This is a genomic window from Massilia varians (assembly GCF_027923905.1).
GTDB lineage: Bacteria > Pseudomonadota > Gammaproteobacteria > Burkholderiales > Burkholderiaceae_D > Telluria > Telluria varians_B.
In genome coordinates, this window is the sequence record NZ_AP026966.1 from 4,739,927 (window position 1) to 4,756,411 (window position 16,485).

The 16,485-nt window shown below is 66.9% G+C and carries 15 protein-coding genes; 12 read left to right on the top strand and 3 right to left on the bottom strand.

Annotated elements, in window-relative coordinates:
• Positions 1–16 precede the first annotated feature (16 nt).
• Complete coding sequence (gene aceE, locus MasN3_RS21450) at positions 17–2,728, bottom strand: pyruvate dehydrogenase (acetyl-transferring), homodimeric type (protein ID WP_281910093.1); 2,712 nt, start codon at positions 2,726–2,728, stop codon at positions 17–19.
• Between the two features lie 376 nt (positions 2,729–3,104).
• Between aceE and folD the strand changes: the two genes are divergently transcribed.
• The 9 genes from folD (at position 3,105) to MasN3_RS21495 (ending at position 11,721) form a co-directional block, all read left to right on the top strand.
• Entirely contained in the window at positions 3,105–4,013 is a 909-nt protein-coding gene (folD, locus tag MasN3_RS21455; RefSeq protein ID WP_281910094.1) for a bifunctional methylenetetrahydrofolate dehydrogenase/methenyltetrahydrofolate cyclohydrolase FolD, read from the top strand.
• Between the two features lie 19 nt (positions 4,014–4,032).
• Positions 4,033–6,138 (top strand): M3 family metallopeptidase, encoded by a 2,106-nt coding sequence (locus MasN3_RS21460; RefSeq protein ID WP_281910095.1) that lies wholly within the window; start codon positions 4,033–4,035, stop codon positions 6,136–6,138.
• 46 nt (positions 6,139–6,184) lie between these two features.
• Entirely contained in the window at positions 6,185–6,610 is a 426-nt protein-coding gene (locus MasN3_RS21465; protein ID WP_281910096.1) for a DNA polymerase III subunit chi, read from the top strand.
• Positions 6,607–6,990 carry a hypothetical protein gene (locus MasN3_RS21470; RefSeq protein WP_281910099.1) on the top strand — a complete coding sequence of 128 codons (384 nt, stop codon included), beginning with the start codon at positions 6,607–6,609 and terminating at the stop codon, positions 6,988–6,990. Before MasN3_RS21465 ends, MasN3_RS21470 begins: the two co-directional genes overlap by 4 nt.
• Before the next feature lie 90 nt (positions 6,991–7,080).
• On the top strand, positions 7,081–7,614 hold the full coding sequence (locus MasN3_RS21475; RefSeq protein ID WP_281910100.1) for an REP-associated tyrosine transposase: 534 nt from the start codon (positions 7,081–7,083) through the stop codon (positions 7,612–7,614).
• 121 nt (positions 7,615–7,735) lie between these two features.
• Positions 7,736–9,898: an NHL repeat-containing protein gene (locus MasN3_RS21480; protein WP_281910102.1), complete on the top strand. Its 2,163-nt coding sequence runs from the start codon at positions 7,736–7,738 to the stop codon at positions 9,896–9,898.
• 47 nt (positions 9,899–9,945) lie between these two features.
• Positions 9,946–10,188, top strand: coding sequence for an NnrU family protein (locus MasN3_RS21485; RefSeq protein WP_281910104.1), 243 nt, complete (start codon positions 9,946–9,948; stop codon positions 10,186–10,188).
• Positions 10,185–10,508: an SIMPL domain-containing protein gene (locus tag MasN3_RS21490; RefSeq protein ID WP_281910105.1), complete on the top strand. Its 324-nt coding sequence runs from the start codon at positions 10,185–10,187 to the stop codon at positions 10,506–10,508. The genes MasN3_RS21485 and MasN3_RS21490 overlap by 4 nt, the downstream gene beginning before the upstream one ends.
• 76 nt (positions 10,509–10,584) lie before the next feature.
• Positions 10,585–11,721 (top strand): branched-chain amino acid ABC transporter substrate-binding protein, encoded by a 1,137-nt coding sequence (locus MasN3_RS21495; protein ID WP_281910107.1) that lies wholly within the window; start codon positions 10,585–10,587, stop codon positions 11,719–11,721.
• Between the two features lie 57 nt (positions 11,722–11,778).
• On the opposite strand, the gene MasN3_RS21500 is transcribed toward MasN3_RS21495, so the two are convergent.
• Complete coding sequence (locus MasN3_RS21500; protein ID WP_281910108.1) at positions 11,779–12,087, bottom strand: c-type cytochrome; 309 nt, start codon at positions 12,085–12,087, stop codon at positions 11,779–11,781.
• Between the two features lie 173 nt (positions 12,088–12,260).
• On the opposite strand from MasN3_RS21500, the gene MasN3_RS21505 reads away from it, so the two are divergent.
• The 3 genes from MasN3_RS21505 (at position 12,261) to lgt (ending at position 14,273) form a co-directional block, all read left to right on the top strand.
• Positions 12,261–12,491, top strand: coding sequence for a TIGR04438 family Trp-rich protein (locus tag MasN3_RS21505; protein WP_281910109.1), 231 nt, complete (start codon positions 12,261–12,263; stop codon positions 12,489–12,491).
• A gap of 74 nt (positions 12,492–12,565) precedes the next feature.
• Positions 12,566–13,459, top strand: coding sequence for a LysR family transcriptional regulator (locus MasN3_RS21510; RefSeq protein WP_281910110.1), 894 nt, complete (start codon positions 12,566–12,568; stop codon positions 13,457–13,459).
• Between the two features lie 4 nt (positions 13,460–13,463).
• Positions 13,464–14,273, top strand: a complete 810-nt coding sequence (lgt, locus tag MasN3_RS21515) for a prolipoprotein diacylglyceryl transferase (RefSeq protein WP_281910111.1) — start codon at positions 13,464–13,466, stop codon at positions 14,271–14,273.
• Between the two features lie 6 nt (positions 14,274–14,279).
• On the opposite strand, the gene MasN3_RS21520 is transcribed toward lgt, so the two are convergent.
• On the bottom strand, positions 14,280–16,451 hold the full coding sequence (locus tag MasN3_RS21520) for a hybrid sensor histidine kinase/response regulator (protein ID WP_281910112.1): 2,172 nt from the start codon (positions 16,449–16,451) through the stop codon (positions 14,280–14,282).
• Between the last annotated feature and the right edge of the window lie 34 nt (positions 16,452–16,485).

Here is a 16,485-nt window from a genome sequence, read left to right on the forward strand (position 1 = left end):
GGCAAGCTTCGAGCATTTATACGGTCACGGGATTCGGCTTGTTCTGGTCGATGCCGTACTTCTGGATCGCCTGGCTCACGACGGCGCGGTCGATCTTGCCTTCGTCGGCCAGTGCGCGCAGCGATGCCACGGTGATGTAGTAACGGTTCACCTCGAAGAACTCACGCAGCTTGACGCGCGAATCCGAGCGGCCGAAGCCGTCGGTGCCCAGCACCTTGTAGGTGCGGTCCTTCGGCATGAAGCCGCGGATCTGCTCGGCGAACAGGCGCATGTAGTCGGTGGTCGCGACGATCGGGCCGGCAGTGTTCTGCATCAGCGAGGTCACGTAGGGCACGCGCTGCTCGGCATCCGGGTTGACCATGTTCCAGCGCTCGCAATCCTGGCCGTCTCGGGCCAGCAGCGTCAGCGACGGGGCCGACCACACGTCCGCATCGACGCCCCAGTCGTTCTTCAGCAGCTCGGCGGCGAAGATCGACTCGCGCAGGATGGTGCCGCAACCGATCAGCTGGACGCGCTTGGCCTCGTCCTTGCCGCCCTGGAGCGGCGCGCCTTCCTGCAGCAGGTACATGCCCTTCAGGATGCCCTCTTCCTGGCCCGGCTTCAGGCCCGGATGAGCGTAGTTCTCGTTCATGATGGTGATGTAATAGAACACATCTTCCTGCTCCTGCACCATGCGGCGCAGGCCGTCCTGGATGATCACCGCCACTTCATGGCCGAAGGTCGGGTCGTAAGGGATGCAGTTCGGGACCGTGGCCGCGATGATGTGGCTGTGGCCGTCCTCGTGCTGCAGGCCTTCGCCGTTCAGCGTGGTGCGGCCGGCGGTGCCGCCCATCAGGAAGCCGCGCGCACGGATGTCGCCGGCCAGCCAGACCAGGTCGCCCACGCGCTGCATGCCGAACATCGAGTAGAAGGTGTAGAACGGGATCATGGTGCGGTTGTTCGACGAGTACGAGGTCGCCGCGGCGATCCACGAGCTCATGCCGCCCGCTTCGTTGATACCTTCCTGCAGGATCTGGCCGGCCTTGTCTTCACGGTAGTACATCACCTGGTCGCGGTCGACCGGCTCGTACAGCTGGCCCTGCTGGTTGAAGATGCCGATCTGGCGGAACAGGCCTTCCATGCCGAAGGTACGCGATTCGTCGACCAGGATCGGCACGATGCGCTGGCCGATGCTCGGGTCCTTCAGCAGGCTGGTGATGACGCGCACGTAGGATTGCGTGGTCGAGATCTCGCGGCCTTCCGCGGTCGGCTCGAGGACCGACTTGAACGATTCCAGCGGCGGCACGGTCAGCTGCTCGTCGGCCTTGGCACGGCGCTGCGGCAGGTAGCCGCCCAGGGCCTTGCGGCGCTCGTGCAGGTACTGCATTTCCGGCGCGTCGTCGGACGGCTTGAAGAACGGGATCTCGGCCAGCTTGTCGTCCGGGATCGGGATGGCGAAGCGGTCGCGCATCTCGCGGATGGCGGCGTCGTCCAGCTTCTTGGTCTGGTGCGCGGTGTTGCGCGCCTCGCCCGACTTGCCCATGCCGAAGCCCTTGACGGTCTTCACCAGCAGCACGGTCGGCGAACCCTTGTTTTCCTGGGCGTTCTTGAACGCCGCGTAGATCTTGTGCGGGTCGTGGCCGCCGCGCGTCAGGCGCCAGATGTCGTCGTCGCTCATGTTGGCGACCATCTTCAGCAGCTCCGGGTGCTTGCCGAAGAAGTGCTTGCGCACGTAGGCGCCGTCCTTGGCCTTGTAGTTCTGGTATTCGCCGTCGACGGTTTCCATCATCACGCGCTGCAGGATGCCGTCCTTGTCCTTCGACAGCAGGGCGTCCCACTGCGAGCCCCAGATGACCTTGACCACGTTCCAGCCGGCGCCGCGGAAATCGGCTTCCAGTTCCTGGATGATCTTGCCGTTGCCGCGCACCGGACCGTCCAGGCGCTGCAGGTTGCAGTTGACGACCATGACCAGGTTGTCGAGGCGCTCGCGCGCGGCCATGCCGATCGCACCCATCGATTCCGGCTCGTCCATCTCGCCGTCGCCGCAGAAGACCCAGACTTTACGGGCTTCGGTGTCGGCGATGCCGCGTGCGTGCAGGTACTTCAGGAAGCGCGCCTGGTAGATCGCCATCAGGGGGCCCAGGCCCATCGACACGGTCGGGAACTGCCAGAAGTCCGGCATCAGTTTCGGGTGCGGGTAGGACGACAGGCCCTTGCCGTCGACTTCGCGGCGGAAGTTCAGCAGCTGCTCTTCCGAGATGCGGCCTTCCAGGAACGCGCGCGCGTAGATGCCCGGCGAGGAGTGGCCCTGGATGTACAGCAGGTCGCCGCCGTGCTCTTCGGTCGGGGCGTGCCAGAAGTGGTTGAAGCCGATGCCCAGCATGTTCGCCAGCGAGGCGAAGGAGGAGATGTGGCCGCCCAGGTCGCCGTCGGCGCGGTTGGCCTTGACCACCATTGCCATCGCGTTCCAGCGCATCCACGAGCGCAGGCGCTCTTCGTATTCCAGGTTGCCCGGGCAGTTCACGTTCAGGTGCGCCGGGATGGTGTTGACGTAGGCGGTATTGCTGGAGAACGGGATGTGGGCGCCGCGGCGGCGCGCCAGGTCAACCATGCGCTCCATCAGGTAGTGGGCGCGCTCGGTGCCTTCATGTTCGATCACCGCCTCCAGCGCGTCGAGCCATTCCTGGGTTTCGAGGGTGTCGGGGTCGTTGGCAGCTTGTGCCGTCAACTGGTCGAGTTGAGCTGACATTAATGCGTCTCCTAAGATTTGGCGCCCCGTCCCTGTGAAATGGCTGGTGGCGTTTGGTGAAATTTCAAATATCTGAAAATAAACTCTTCGATTCTACCAGTGGCCTTTGGCTTTTTCAAATTGCGATATGTCGTTTCATAATGCGGAATCTCATGTTGCAGATGCACATTTCGTAGGGTGGACGGCTTCGCCGTCCGCGCGTTCAACCAGCCCATGAATGGACGCGGCGTGTCTATTTTTCATGTATTTGAGCGCGCGGACGGCAGAGCCGTCCACCCTACAGTATCGAATAAATATGACAATGCTTCGCTCAGCGCGGCGCGCGATATGAGGCCGGGCCTTATAATTTCATTTTTGCCTAGCCGTGAGCCTACCCATGCCTGCCCAGAACATCGACGGAGTCCTCCTTTCCCAACAACTGCGCGGCGAGATCGCCCAGCGCGCCGCCAAACTCACCGCCGCCGGCCGACAGCCCGGCCTGGCGGTCATCCTGGTCGGCGAGGACCCGGCGAGCCACGTCTACGTGCGCAACAAGGTCAAGGCCTGCGGCGACGTCGGCTTCCACTCGGTGCTGGAAAAGTACGACGCCGACCTGAGCGAGCAGGCCCTGCTGGACCGCATCGCGGCCCTCAACGCCGACCCGAGCATCCACGGGATCCTGGTCCAGATGCCGCTGCCGAAGCACATCGACCCGAGCAAGGTCATCGAGGCGATCGCCACCAGCAAGGACGTCGACGGCTACTCGGTGCTGTCGGCCGGCGAACTGGTCGCCAACCTGCCGGGCTTCCGCCCCTGCACCCCGTACGGTTGCATGAAGCTGATCGAGACCACTGGCATCGACCTGCGCGGCAAGCACGCCGTCGTGATCGGCCGCTCGAACACCGTCGGCAAGCCGATGGCCCTGCTGCTCTTGCAAGCCAACGCCACCGTCACCATCTGCCATAGCGCGACGCCGGACCTGGGCCTGTACACCCGCCAGGCCGACGTCGTGGTCGCCGCCGTCGGCCGCCGCAATACCCTGACCGCCGACATGGTCAAGCCGGGTGCGGTCGTGATCGACGTCGGCATGAACCGCGACGACGCCGGCAAGCTGTGCGGCGACGTGGACTATGCCGGCGTACGCGAAGTCGCATCGCACATCACCCCGGTGCCGGGCGGCGTCGGTCCGATGACGATCACCATGCTGTTGATGAACACCGTGGAGTCCGCGGAACGCGTGCACTCCAGTAGCCAGAACTGCCCCAGCCAGGCAACGGGAATGGAACCGAAGCCCGGCGTGGCCTGAACCTTTTAAAAGGAACGACATGACCATCGATACCAGCAATCCCCTCCTCGATTTCTCGGGCCTGACCCGGTTCGACCTGGTCAAGCCGGAGCACGTGACGCCGGCCATCGAGCAACTCATCAAGGATGCGGCCGAGGTCGTGGCCAAACTGGAAGCGCCCGGCGGCAGCGTGAGCTGGGACAGCTTCGTGGTGCCGCTCGAGGAAGCCACCGAGCGCCTGGGCCGCGCCTGGGGCGTGGTCAACCACCTGAACCACGTGGCGGACACGCCCGAGCTGCGCGCCACCTACAACGAAAACCAGCCGAAGGTCATCGAGTTCTGGACCTCGATCGGCCAGAACGAGGCCCTGTTCGCCAAGTACAAGCAGCTTCGCGCCAGCAGCGAGTACGACAGCCTGAGCCCTGCGCGCAAGCGCATCGTCGAGAACGCGCTGCGCGACTTCCGCCTGGGCGGCGCCGAACTGCCCGAGGATAAGAAGGAACGCTTCGCCGAGATCCAGGAACAGCAGTCCGCGACCTCCACCCGCTTCTCGCAGAACGTGCTGGACGCCACCAACGACTACAAGCTGCTGGTCGAGAGCGAAGAAGAACTGTCGGGCATCCCGGACGACGTCAAGGCCGCCGCCCGCGCTTCGGCCGAAAAGGACGGCAAGGCCGGCTGGCAGTTCAGTCTGCACTTCCCGTCCTATTACCCGGTGCTGCAGTTCTGCGACAACCGCGCCTTGCGCGAAACCATCTACCGCGCGAGCAGCACCAAAGCCTCGGATGCCGGCACCATGTTCAGCAAGGCCGCCGAGTGGGACAACACCGCCAACATCGTCAAGCTGCTGCAGCTGCGCCATGAAGAGGCCCAGCTGCTGGAGTACGCCAACTTCGCCGAGGTCTCGCTGGTGCCGAAGATGGCCGAGAGCCCGCAGCACGTGGTCGAGTTCCTCGAAGACCTGGCCAAGCGCGCCCGCCCCTTCGCCGAGAAGGACCTGGAAGAGCTGCGCGCCTTCGCGCGCGACGAGCTGGGCATCATTGATCTGCAGTCCTGGGACGTCGCCTATGCTTCGGAAAAGCTGCGCGAGCAGCGCTATGCCTTCTCCGAGAAGGAAGTGAAGGAATACTTCCCGGAGCCGAAGGTCGTACAAGGCCTGTTCACGGTCATCCAGGAGCTGTTCAACGTGCAGATCAAGGCGGACGAGGCGCCGGTGTGGCATCCGGACGTGCGCTTCTTCCGCATCGAGCGCGACGGCCAGCTGGTCGGCCAGTTCTACCTCGACCTGTATGCGCGCGAAGGCAAGAACCAGGGCGCCTGGATGGACGACGCGCGCGGCCGCCGCGTGACGATCGGCGGCATCGTGCAGACCCCGATCGCCTACCTCACCTGCAACTTCACCCCGCCGGCGGTCGTGGATGGCAAGCAGCAGCCGTCGCTGTTCACGCACGACGAAGTCATCACCCTGTTCCACGAGTTCGGCCACGGTCTGCACCACATGCTGACCGAAGTCGAGGAGCTGTCGGTGTCGGGCATCTCGGGTGTGGAATGGGATGCGGTGGAGCTGCCGTCGCAGTTCATGGAAAACTTCTGCTGGGAGTGGGACAAGCTGCAGCAGATGACCGCGCACGTGAAGACCGGCGAGCCGCTGCCGCGCCAGCTGTACGACAAGATGCTGGCGGCGAAGAACTTCCAGTCCGGGATGATGACGCTGCGCCAGGTCGAGTTCTCGCTGATCGACATGCACCTGCATTACGACTTCGACCCGAAAGCCGAGCGCACCGTGCAGCACCTGATCGACGACATCCGCAAGCAGTTCGCGGTAATGATCCCGCCGTCCTTCAACCGCTTCCAGCACTCCTTCGGCCACATCTTCTCGGGCGGCTATGCGGCCGGCTACTACAGCTACAAGTGGGCCGAGGTGCTGTCCGCCGACGCCTATGCGGCCTTCGAAGAGGCGCTGGAGTCGGGCCAGCTGCAGGAAACCGGCAAGCGCTTCCAGCAGGAGATCCTGGCGGTGGGCGGTTCGCGTCCGGCGCTGGAATCGTTCCGGGCCTTCCGCGGCCGCGAGCCTTCGATCGACGCGCTGCTGCGTCATAGCGGCATGATCCAGGCCGGCACCGCGCAGGGCGGCGCAAGCGCCTGATGCAACCGGGGCGGCCGGCAAGCCGCCCCATTCTTTTATCAGCTCCATGACGCGTATCGACTTCCACACCAACATCCCCGACAAGCTGGCCTACGCCTGCCGCCTCGCCCGCAAGGCCTATTCCGCCAAGGCCAGGGTGGTGCTGCTGGCCGAGGACGCGGCCCAGGCCGAGGCCCTGAACGCCGCGCTGTGGACGGTGTCGAGCACCGATTTCATCCCGCACGTGCCGGCCGGCGATCCGCTGGCGGACCAGACGCCGGTCATCGTCACCTTTGATGAGAGCGTGGCATTGCCGCATCATGAGATGCTGGTCAACCTCACCCGCCGCACTCCTGCGCTACTATCGCAATTCGCGCGCGTGTTCGAGATCATCTCGGTCGACGAGGACGATGCCGCGGCCGGGCGCAAGCGCTACGTCGCCTACAAGAAGCAGAACTATCCCCTGACCCACTTTGTCGCAGGACAGTCATGAGCCAGAACGCCGCGTTCGACCCCAGCATCCCGGTACTGACCGAAGTCGTCGCCGAGCCGGCGGCGCCTGCGCCTGCGCCTACTCCCGCCGCCGAGCCGGCCGCCGAACAGCTGGAACGCCGCGCCAGCGAGCGCTGGACCGGCGAGGAATGGAGCGTGCTGGAACGCCGCGTCACCGAGCGCGTGCTGCAGCAATTGCAGGGCCGGGTCGACTTCGTGCTCGAGCAGCGCGTGCGCGACGCCATGGCCGACGCCATGCAGCGCACGCTGGAGAGCTTCACGGCCGACCTGCGCGAAGGGCTGCATGAAGCCTTGGGGGAGATCGTCAGCCAGGCCGTCACCCGCGAGATTGAACACCTCCGTAGGGTGGACGGCTCGTGAATTGGTCCACTGGACCAATTCACTCCGCGCGTCCAACTCTCCTTTGATCTGACACACATTGGGGTTTCGGCGCCAACGTAACATGCGCCGATGCCCTACTACCGCCGCTCCCTGACCGGCTCGACCTACTTCTTCACGGTCGTCACCCACCGCCGCCGTCCCATCCTGTGCGACGATGCGGTGCGACTTGCCCTGCGCCACGCCATCGAACGCGTGCGTATCCGCCTGCCATTCACGACCGATGCGATGGTCCTGATGCCGGACCACCTGCATTGCATCTGGACGCTTCCCGACGGCGATACCGATTTCTCGTCCCGTTGGTCGCAAATCAAACATCAGGTTTCGTACACCTGCAATCGCTTGTATCCGATGACGCTGTCGCGATCCCGCCAACACCGCGGCGCTGGCTCTATCTGGCAACGCCGATTCTGGGAGCACCAGATCCGGGATGAGATCGATATGGAACGGCATGTGGATTACATCCATTTCAACCCGGTAAAGCACGGACTGGTAACAGGCGCATCGCAATGGCCGTATTCGACGTTTGAGCGGCATGTGCGTGCCGGAGCGTATACAAGGGATTGGGGAGGCAATCCAGCATGTGAAGGCATGGAGTTCGAATAAGCCTCGCGACAACGCATCCGAGAGTTGAACGCGCGGTCGGCGAAGCCGACCACCCTACGTGCAACATGGTTCACAGGTATCCGCTAAGATTGCAGGCTCTGCAATTCACCAACCGGCCCTCGTGAACCGAAAGACCCTCCTCGCCGCGCTTGCGGGCGCAGGCGTCGCCATTGCCGGCGCCGTCCTCTACTTCACCGACACCATCGAGCGCAGCCCTAGCGCGCTGGCCGTGTTGACGCCCAAGGCGGCCAAGACCCTGCCCTTCTGGCCGGCGCGCGTCACCACGCTGGCCGGCGACGGCATTCCCGGCGCGGTCGACGGCCCGGCCGCTGCGAGCCGCTTCGACGATCCCTTCGGCGTCGCCCTCGACCGCCAGGGCAAGCTCTTTGTGGCCGACGCCGGCAACAGCAACCGCATCCGTACCATCGCGCCGGACGGCACGGTCGCCACCTTCGCCGGCGGCGAGGAAGGCTTCGCCGACGGCAAGGGGACGGCGGCCGCCTTCCACACCCCGTCCGCGCTGGCCTTCGACCACGAGGGCAAGCTGTACGTGGCCGACACCGGCAACCATGCGATCCGGAGAATCGAGAAAGACGGCACGGTGACGACGCTGGCCGGCAACGGCACGCGCGGCGAGCTGGATGGCATCGGCCGCGCGGCACAGTTCAACGGCCCGGTGGGCCTGGCGGTGGACGATGCCGGCATCGTCTACGTGGCCGACACCTACAACGACCGTATCCGCCGCATTGGCCGCGACGGCGCGGTGACGACCATCGCCGGCAGCGGCAAGCCGGGCAACGCGGACGGCATGGGAACCGGCGCCAGCTTCGACACCCCGAGCGCCCTCGCGGTAACGGCCAATGGCACGCTCTACGTGGCCGACACCGGCAACAACGCGATCCGCCGCATCGACCCCGATGGCACGGTGACGACCATCGCCGCGCCAGGCGAAGCCGAGCGCCGTCCCGTCCTGCGCCGTCCGGTCGGGCTGGCGCTCACGCGCGACGGCTACCTGTACATCGCCGCCAGTTCGGGCGGCCGGGTCCTGCAGCTCTCGCCGGAAGGCGAATTGCGTCCGCTCCCGGACGCCGACGTCCCGGCCGCGAGCGACGGCTTCGGTCCCGACGGCACGGTGCAGCTCTACGGCCCGCGCGGCATCGCCGTCGAGCGCGACGGCAGCCTGGTGGTGGCCGACGCCCAGGCCCACCGCCTGCACCGCCTGGCCAGTGCGCGGGCCGGCGAAGCCGCGCCGGTCCGGCCGCAGCCGGTGGCGGTCGCGCGCACCGAACCGATGCCCTGGCCGGTCGGCCCGCAGGACGCCGTGCACGAGGTGGTCGGCGTGATGGGCGAAGTACGCGGCAGCTACAACGGCGACAGCCGCGACCACTTCCACGCCGGCCTCGACGTGCGTGCCGACGTCGGCGCGAAGGTGCTGGCGGTGTTCCCGTCGAAGGTGTCCGACCCCTACGCCAACTGGGGCTTCGATTCGCTCAGCGAAGGCATCAGCGTGGGACCGCTGTCCTACATCCACATGCGCGTGGGCCGCGACAGCCGCGGCCGGCCGCTCGATCCGCGCTTCCAGCTCATGCTGGGCGAACGCGGCAAGGCCGAGCGCGTGCGCGTGCCGCGCGGCACCCGTTTCGCCGTGGGCGATCCGCTCGGCACCATCAACGCGATGGCCCACGTGCACCTCGACTATTACCAGGGCGGCGCGGTGGTCAATCCGCTCAGCCTTCCCTTTGTCGGCTTCACCGACACGGTGGCGCCGCGCATCAACAGCATCGCCCTGTTCGACAGCAGCGGAAAACGCCTGCGCCCGCCGACTGGAACGCGCAAGCAGCCGGTACTGGACAAGCGCCTGCGCGTGCCGCGCTCGCTGGGCGAAGTGAACATCGTTGTCGACGCCTACGACCAGGTGGACGGCAACCTGGCGCGCCGCCGCCTGGGACTGTACAAGCTCGGCTACCAGCTGCTGCGCGCCGACGGCACGCCCCTGCCGGGCCATGAGCGCCCCCTGATCACCCAGGTCTACGACCGCCTGCCGCGCAACCCGGACGCGGTCAAGGCCGTGTATGCGCCCAACAGCGGCATCACGGTATACGGCAGCAAGGCCACCCAGTTCGCCTACGCGCTGCACAGCCGCCTGCGCGACGGCGAAGTCGAGACCGGCAGCTGGCAAGTGGGCGACATGGCGCCGGGCGAGTACATCCTGCGCATCTACGCCGCCGACTACGCCGGCCAGGTGGCGCTGGAAGGAAGGGATTTGCCGCTGGTGATCGAGTAAGCCTCTGCTATAGTTGGCGCACCCCGACAGTCACGAAGGAGCATCGCATGGACGCATCGATGTTGCTGATGGCATTTTCCGGCGCTTTCGTCGGCACGCATTTCCTCCTGTCGCACCCCTGGCGCCGGCCCCTGGTGAAAGCCATGGGCGACAAGGGTTTCCTCGCGCTGTACTCGCTCGTCGCCTTCGCCACCCTGGGCGGCATGGCCTGGGCCTCCCCCAGGACCCCGGCCGGTGCGCCGCTCTGGCAGGTCGGCGACGCCCTCTGGGCGCTGGCGACCATCCCATGAAAGACCTCGAATCGCTGGTGGTGTCCTTCAACCGCAGCGACCGCGACAAGGTGGAGGCGGAGCTCCTGCAGCAGGCGATCGGCACGGTCAGGCTCAAGGCCAAGGACATCGCGCGCGGCATCGGCGCCCGGCTGGGAGCGGCCACCGGGGTGTCGATCGGGCCGCTGAAGAACCTGTCGAACGCGATGGGCCTGTCCAGCGATGCGAATGCGCGCGGCGGCGCCGGCGGCCGGCGCGGCGCGCGCACCGAAATGGCGCTGGTGCAGGCGATGCGGCTGGCGCAATCGGTCGACGTGATCTACCGGATCGGCGGCAAATAAATTGCGATAAATTCTTTTCGCTTGTCAGGATCTGATGTAACTTGTGCTGTGGATCATGTCTTTACAGGAGACGGACATGCAGCACAGGATCAGGCACATCGTACTCATTGCCGCACTGACAGCTGCGGGCGTCGCCTCCGCCCAGCAGGTCGTGAAGATCGGCCACGTCGGCCCGGTTTCCGGCCCCAACGCCCACCTCGGCAAGGACAACGAGAACGCCGCGCGCATGGCGATCGACGAACTCAACGCCAGGGGCGTCGGCATCGGCGGCCACAAGGTGACCTGGCGGTTGCTGGCCGAGGACGACGGCAGCGATCCCAAGCAAGGCACGGCAGTGGCCCAGAAGCTGGTCGATGCGCGCGTCAACGGTATCGTCGGCCACCTGAATTCGGGCACCACGGTGCCGGCCTCGAAGATCTACCACGACGCCGGGCTGGTGCAGATCTCTCCCGCCACCACCGCCACCCAGTACACGAAGCAGAAATTCCCGGGCGCCTTCCGGGTGGTCGCCAACGACGCCAAGCTGGGCGGCACGCTGGGCCGTTACGCGGTCGAGACCTTGAAGGCGAAGAACATCGCCATCATCGACGACCGCACCACCTATGGCCAGGGCGTGGCCACCGAGTTCGCGCGCGGCGCCAGGAGCCCGGGCGTGCGCGTGGTGGCCCGGGAGTTCACCAGCGCCACCGCGACCGACTACACGGCCATCCTGACCAAGATCCGCGGCGCCAGGCCCGACCTGATCTTCTTCGGCGGCATGGATTCGGTGGCGGGGCCGATGCTCAAGCAAATGAAAACCCTCGGCATGACCGCGAAGTTCATGGGCGGGGACGGCATCTGCACCGAGGCGCTGGGACGCCTGGCGGGCGACGCGATCGGCGAAGGCAAGGTGGTGTGCGCCGAGGCCGGCGGCGTGAAAGGCGCGCAGGAAGCGGCCATGGCCGACTTCCGCAGGCGTTTTCGCCAGAAGACCGGCGCCGAGGTGCAGCTCTACGCGCCCTACGTGTACGACGCGGTGATGGTGATGGCGGCGGCCATGCAGGCCGCGAAGTCGGCCGAGGCGGCCAGGTACCTGCCCGAGCTGAAAAAGATCCGCTACGAAGGCGTGACGGGCACCATCCAGTTCGACGGCGCCGGGGACATCCAGAACGGGGCGCTGACGCTGTTCACCTACAAGGGCGGCAAGCGCAGCCGCATCGATGTGATCCGCTGAAAACAAAAAAGCGCGCCGTGCTCCCACAGGCGCGCTCCTTTCATCGTCGCGACCGGCTTACTTGGTCGTCATGATCCATTTCACCAGGCTGCGGGCTTCGGCCTCGCTCACCTGCGGGTTGGCCGGCATCGGCACCGGGCCCCAGACGCCCGCGCCGCCCTTCATCACCTTCTGCACCAGTTTGTCCTCGGCGCCCTTCTGGCCCTCGTACTTGGCGGCGACGTCCTTGTAGGAAGGACCGACCAGCTTGTTGGCGACTGCGTGGCAAGCCATGCAATTCTTGGCTTTCGCCAGATCGGCTTGTGCGAACGCGCTGCTGGACGCGAAGGCCGACATCACCACACACAACAACAACGAGCGTTTCATTTGTTTCTCCTGGTTTATAACGCCTGCATTTTACCGTGGATTCGTGCAAGCTTCATGGGTCGATACACTCTGTAACGCCGGTAACACTGATGTTGATGAATTCCTACAAGTTAGAGGATTTTTCCACACGGAAACAATTTTTCTTTGTACTATGCAGGGCGAAGGAGTCCCCCATGCCGCTCATCCTCTTGATCGCCGCCCTCTGCGCCCTGCGCTTTTTCGACGTCTGGCGCTTCGCCGACCTGTCGTGGTGGGCCATCGTCGCCCTGATGGTCCTTGCCTTCGTCTGGTTCGAGTTCATCGAAAAGGCACTTGGACTCGACAAGAAAAAAGAACATAACGTCCTGCACCATCACCGCCAAGCCCGGGTCAAACAGGCGTTTTCCAAACGCCGGAAAACCTGACAAGGCCGATCCGCGCCGGATAGTGTGATATGTTTTGCATATCACCCAGCCCAGTCCATTTATCGCGCGTATCAATGAACCTGGAACTCCGCCAGCTCCGCCATTTCGTCACGGTCGCCGAAGAACTGCATTTCGGCCGCGCCGCCGAGCGCCTGCACATGACCCAGCCGCCGCTCTCGCAAAGCATCGCCGGACTGGAAGAGTTGCTCGGCGCCGCGCTGTTCCTGCGCAACCGGCGCCAGGTGGCGCTCACCGCCGCAGGCAGTGCCTTGCTGCCCGAGGCGCGCCGCCTGCTCGGCGACGCCAGCGCCCTGCCCGGCCTGGTGCGCCGCGCCGCCGAAGGCCGCGCGGGTCGCCTGACCCTGGCCTTCGTCTCCACCGCCGACTACAGCGTGCTGCCCGCCATCCTGCAACGCTACCGCGCTGCCTTTCCCGATGTCCAGCTGGTGCTGCGCGAAGCGACCTCCGATGTCCAGGCCGAGGAATTGCTGGACGGCCGGATCGACGCCGGTTTCGTGATCCCGCCGCTGCCGGAACAGGCGGGCACGGCCCTCGACTACAGGAAAGTGCTGGAAGAGCCGCTGATCCTGTGCGCGCCGGCCGGGCTGGATGCGCTTGCCGGCAGCGGACCGGTACGCCTGCGCGACCTGCCGCCGCTGCCGCTGGTGATCTTCCCGCGCGCCGCCGCGCCGGCCCTGTACGACGCCATCCTGTCGTGCTTCCGCGCGGCCGGCATCACCCCCGTCATCGGGCAGGAAGCGCTGCAGATGCAGACCATCGTCAGCCTGGTCTCCGGCGGCATGGGATTGGCACTTGTGCCACAATCCGTGTCGAACCTGATGCGCGCGGGCGTAGAATACCGTGCCCTGGTCGACCCGACGCCGCTGGCCGAGACCGGCCTGGCCTGGCGCCGCGACAGTGCCGCGCCCGTGCTCAGGGGCTTCCTGGATTTAATCGAGAAAGAGTAAAACGATGCTAGTACACCCGCAGCCGGATCCCATCGCCTTCGCCATCGGACCGGTGCAGATCCATTGGTATGGCCTGATGTACGTGGTGGCCTTCGCCCTGTTCCTGATCCTGGGCCGCGTGCGCATCCGCCAGCCGCACATCGCCGCGCAGGGCTGGAAGGCCGAGGACCTGGACGACATGCTGTTCTACGGCATGCTCGGCGTGGTGCTGGGCGGGCGCCTGGGCGAAGTGCTGTTCTACCAGCCGCTCTACTTCCTCCAGCATCCGCTCGAGATCTTCATGGTCTGGCGCGGCGGCATGTCCTTCCACGGCGGCTTCCTGGGCGTCCTGATCGCCATGGCGCTGTGGGCGCGCAAGAGCAAGCGCAACCTGCTCGACGTGTACGACTTCATCGCGCCGATGGTGCCGCTCGGCTATGCCGCCGGCCGCCTGGGCAACTTCATCAACGCCGAGCTGCCGGGCCGCCTGGCCGACCCCAGCCTGCCCTGGGCCATGCTGTGGCCGGGCGTCGAAGGCCCACGCCATCCCTCGCCGCTGTACCAGATGCTGCTCGACGGGATCGTCGTGTTCCTGATCCTGTGGCCGTATGCGCGCAAGCAGCGCCCGCGCCTGGCGGTGGGCGCCATGTTCACCCTGCTGTACGGCTGCGCGCGCTTCATCACCGAGTACTTCCGCGTGCCGGACTGGGAGACCACCGTGTTCGGCATGCCGATCACCTCCGGCCAGGTGCTGTCGCTGCCGATGATCGTGGGCGCCCTCGTCATGCTGGCCTGGGCCTACCGCCAGCCGAACGGGCGCGCGGCGCACGCCTGAGAGCAGTCAGTTCGTGAGCGCCTGCCGCAGGTCGTCCAGCGTGGCCGGCTTGGTCAGGTGCAGGTCGAAGCCCGCCTCGCGCGCCTGGAGCACGTCGGCGCGCTGGCCGTAGCCGGTCAGCGCCACCAGCCGCAGGCCCGGCGCCGCGGCGCGCAGCAGCGGCGCCAGCGCATAGCCATCCATGTCCGGCAGGCCGATGTCCAGGATCGCGAGGTCGGGCGCGGCGCGCCGCACCTCCTCCACCGCGGCCACCGCCGTGCCGGCGGTACGCACCCTGTGGCCGAGGAAATCCAGCACCGCGGCGGTGGCGCGCAGCGCGTCCAGGTTGTCGTCGACCACCAGCACCTCGAGCGCGCGCGCCTGCGCCGCGGCCGGCGCTTCCGGCGCCTGCGCCGCCATGGTCCCGAGCGGCAGCACCACCTCGAAACAGCTGCCCTCGCCGGGGCCCGCGCTATGGGCCGCGATGCTGCCGCCGTGCAGCTCGACGATGCGGCGCACGATCGCCAGGCCCAGTCCGAGCCCGCCGGTATGGCGCGCCAGCGGCTGCGGGGCCTGGAAGAAGGGTTCGAACACCCGTTCCAGCATCCGTTCGTCCATGCCGACGCCGTCGTCGCGCACCGTCAGCCGCGCCTGGCCCTCCTCCACCACGAGCCGGACCTCGGTGCGGTCCTTGCCGAAGCGTGCCGCATTGGTCAGCAGGTTGTTCAGCACCTGGGTCAGGCGGCTCTCGTCGCCCCGCACCCAGGCCTGCGCCGGCGCCTCCAGGTCGATGGCGCGCCCCGGCGCCGCCGGGAAGGCCGCCACTGCGTGGCGCGCCACCTCGGCCAGGTCGACCGGGCGCAGTTCGACACGCAGCTTGCCGCTGGCGATGCGCGAGACGTCGAGCAGGTCGTCGACCAGGCGCTTGAGGTGATTGGTCTGGCGCCGCAGGATGGCGCGCTCGCGCCGGCTGGACGCCTCGTTGCGCAGGTCCATCAGGTCGAGCGAGGCGACGATGGGGCTGAGCGGATTGCGCAGCTCGTGGCCGAGCATGGCCAGGAATTCATCCTTCACGCGCGCGGCGCTGCGGCTGTCGGCCAGCGCGCGCTCGAGCGAAGCGAGCAGCTGCGAGCGCTCGGCCTCGTGGGCGTCGCGCAGGGCCGCGGCGGCCATCAGTGCGCGCCCGGTTTCGTCGATCTCGCCGATGCGCGAGGGCGGCACCGATACCGGCCGCCCGGCGCCGAGCGCGGCGCCGCCGCGCTGCAGGCCGTGGAAGGCGCGCACGATGCGCCGCGACAGCAGGGTGGCGAGCAGCATGCTGGCCAGCAGCGAGGCCACCAGGCCGGCGCCGTACATGCCGATTCCCCGCATCGAGGCCGGCGCCAGCGCCGACGGCGGCACGCCGATCGCCACTGTCCAGCCGTAGCGCGAGCGGGAATAAGCCGACACCACCCGGGCGCCGTCGCGCGTGACGGTCTCGGCCACCGCTTCCGGCCCGCCGCTGCGCATCAGCGCTTCGAGCGAGAGACTGGGCCGCGCGCCGGCCATGTGCGCCTGACCCCTGGAGCGGGCCACGATGGTCCCGGTGCCGTCGATGATCGAGATCAGGGAGCTGGCCGGCGCCTGCTGGCGCTCGAGCACGCGCAGCATGCGGCCGGGCTGGATCACCGCGCTCAGGACGTAGCGCCGGCCGGCATCGTCGGTGACGGGAACGCGCACCGGAAAGGCGGCGCGGCCGCCCTTGCCGACCGCTACCCTGCCGGCCACGGGACGGTCCGCGCCGAGGGCGCGCCGCAGGCTGTCGGGATCGGCGACGATGCCGCTTGGGCCGCCGAAGGGCGCATTGGTGCGGAACAGGACGGCGCCGGCGGCATCGGTCAGGATCACGGTCAGCCATTCCGGCTGGCCAGCCGCCTGCAGCCGCGCGGCCTCGTAGACGCCGCGCAAATCTCCCGCCCTCATCTTGGGCGAATGCCCCATGGCCGAGAGCACCGCGGCGGCGCCATCGAGCTCGGCGTCGACGGCGCTCGACAGCGCGCGCGCCAGGTCGAGCAGGTGGCGCTGCTGCTCGCGCTGCTGGTATTCGCCGACCAGGTGCAGGCCCCACACGCCCAACAGCGCCAGCGGCAACAGCCCGAAGGCGGTGAGCAGCACCAGCAGGCGCCTGAGCGAAACGGTGGTGCCCTGGCGCAGCAGCATGGGATCGGCCTATGAGGAAACAGGCATTATAGGC

Excerpts from the sequence above, each read along its gene's own strand:
- aceE (WP_281910093.1), bottom strand. The coding sequence starts at position 2,728 with ATGTCAGCTCAACTCGACCAGTTGACGGCACAAGCTGCCAACGACCCC.
- folD (WP_281910094.1), top strand. The coding sequence starts at position 3,105 with ATGCCTGCCCAGAACATCGACGGAGTCCTCCTTTCCCAACAACTGCGC.
- MasN3_RS21460 (WP_281910095.1), top strand. The coding sequence starts at position 4,033 with ATGACCATCGATACCAGCAATCCCCTCCTCGATTTCTCGGGCCTGACC.
- MasN3_RS21465 (WP_281910096.1), top strand. The coding sequence starts at position 6,185 with ATGACGCGTATCGACTTCCACACCAACATCCCCGACAAGCTGGCCTAC.
- MasN3_RS21470 (WP_281910099.1), top strand. The coding sequence starts at position 6,607 with ATGAGCCAGAACGCCGCGTTCGACCCCAGCATCCCGGTACTGACCGAA.
- MasN3_RS21475 (WP_281910100.1), top strand. The coding sequence starts at position 7,081 with ATGCCCTACTACCGCCGCTCCCTGACCGGCTCGACCTACTTCTTCACG.
- MasN3_RS21485 (WP_281910104.1), top strand. The coding sequence starts at position 9,946 with ATGGACGCATCGATGTTGCTGATGGCATTTTCCGGCGCTTTCGTCGGC.
- MasN3_RS21490 (WP_281910105.1), top strand. The coding sequence starts at position 10,185 with ATGAAAGACCTCGAATCGCTGGTGGTGTCCTTCAACCGCAGCGACCGC.
- MasN3_RS21495 (WP_281910107.1), top strand. The coding sequence starts at position 10,585 with ATGCAGCACAGGATCAGGCACATCGTACTCATTGCCGCACTGACAGCT.
- MasN3_RS21500 (WP_281910108.1), bottom strand. The coding sequence starts at position 12,087 with ATGAAACGCTCGTTGTTGTTGTGTGTGGTGATGTCGGCCTTCGCGTCC.
- MasN3_RS21505 (WP_281910109.1), top strand. The coding sequence starts at position 12,261 with ATGCCGCTCATCCTCTTGATCGCCGCCCTCTGCGCCCTGCGCTTTTTC.
- MasN3_RS21510 (WP_281910110.1), top strand. The coding sequence starts at position 12,566 with ATGAACCTGGAACTCCGCCAGCTCCGCCATTTCGTCACGGTCGCCGAA.
- lgt (WP_281910111.1), top strand. The coding sequence starts at position 13,464 with ATGCTAGTACACCCGCAGCCGGATCCCATCGCCTTCGCCATCGGACCG.
- MasN3_RS21520 (WP_281910112.1), bottom strand. The coding sequence starts at position 16,451 with ATGCTGCTGCGCCAGGGCACCACCGTTTCGCTCAGGCGCCTGCTGGTG.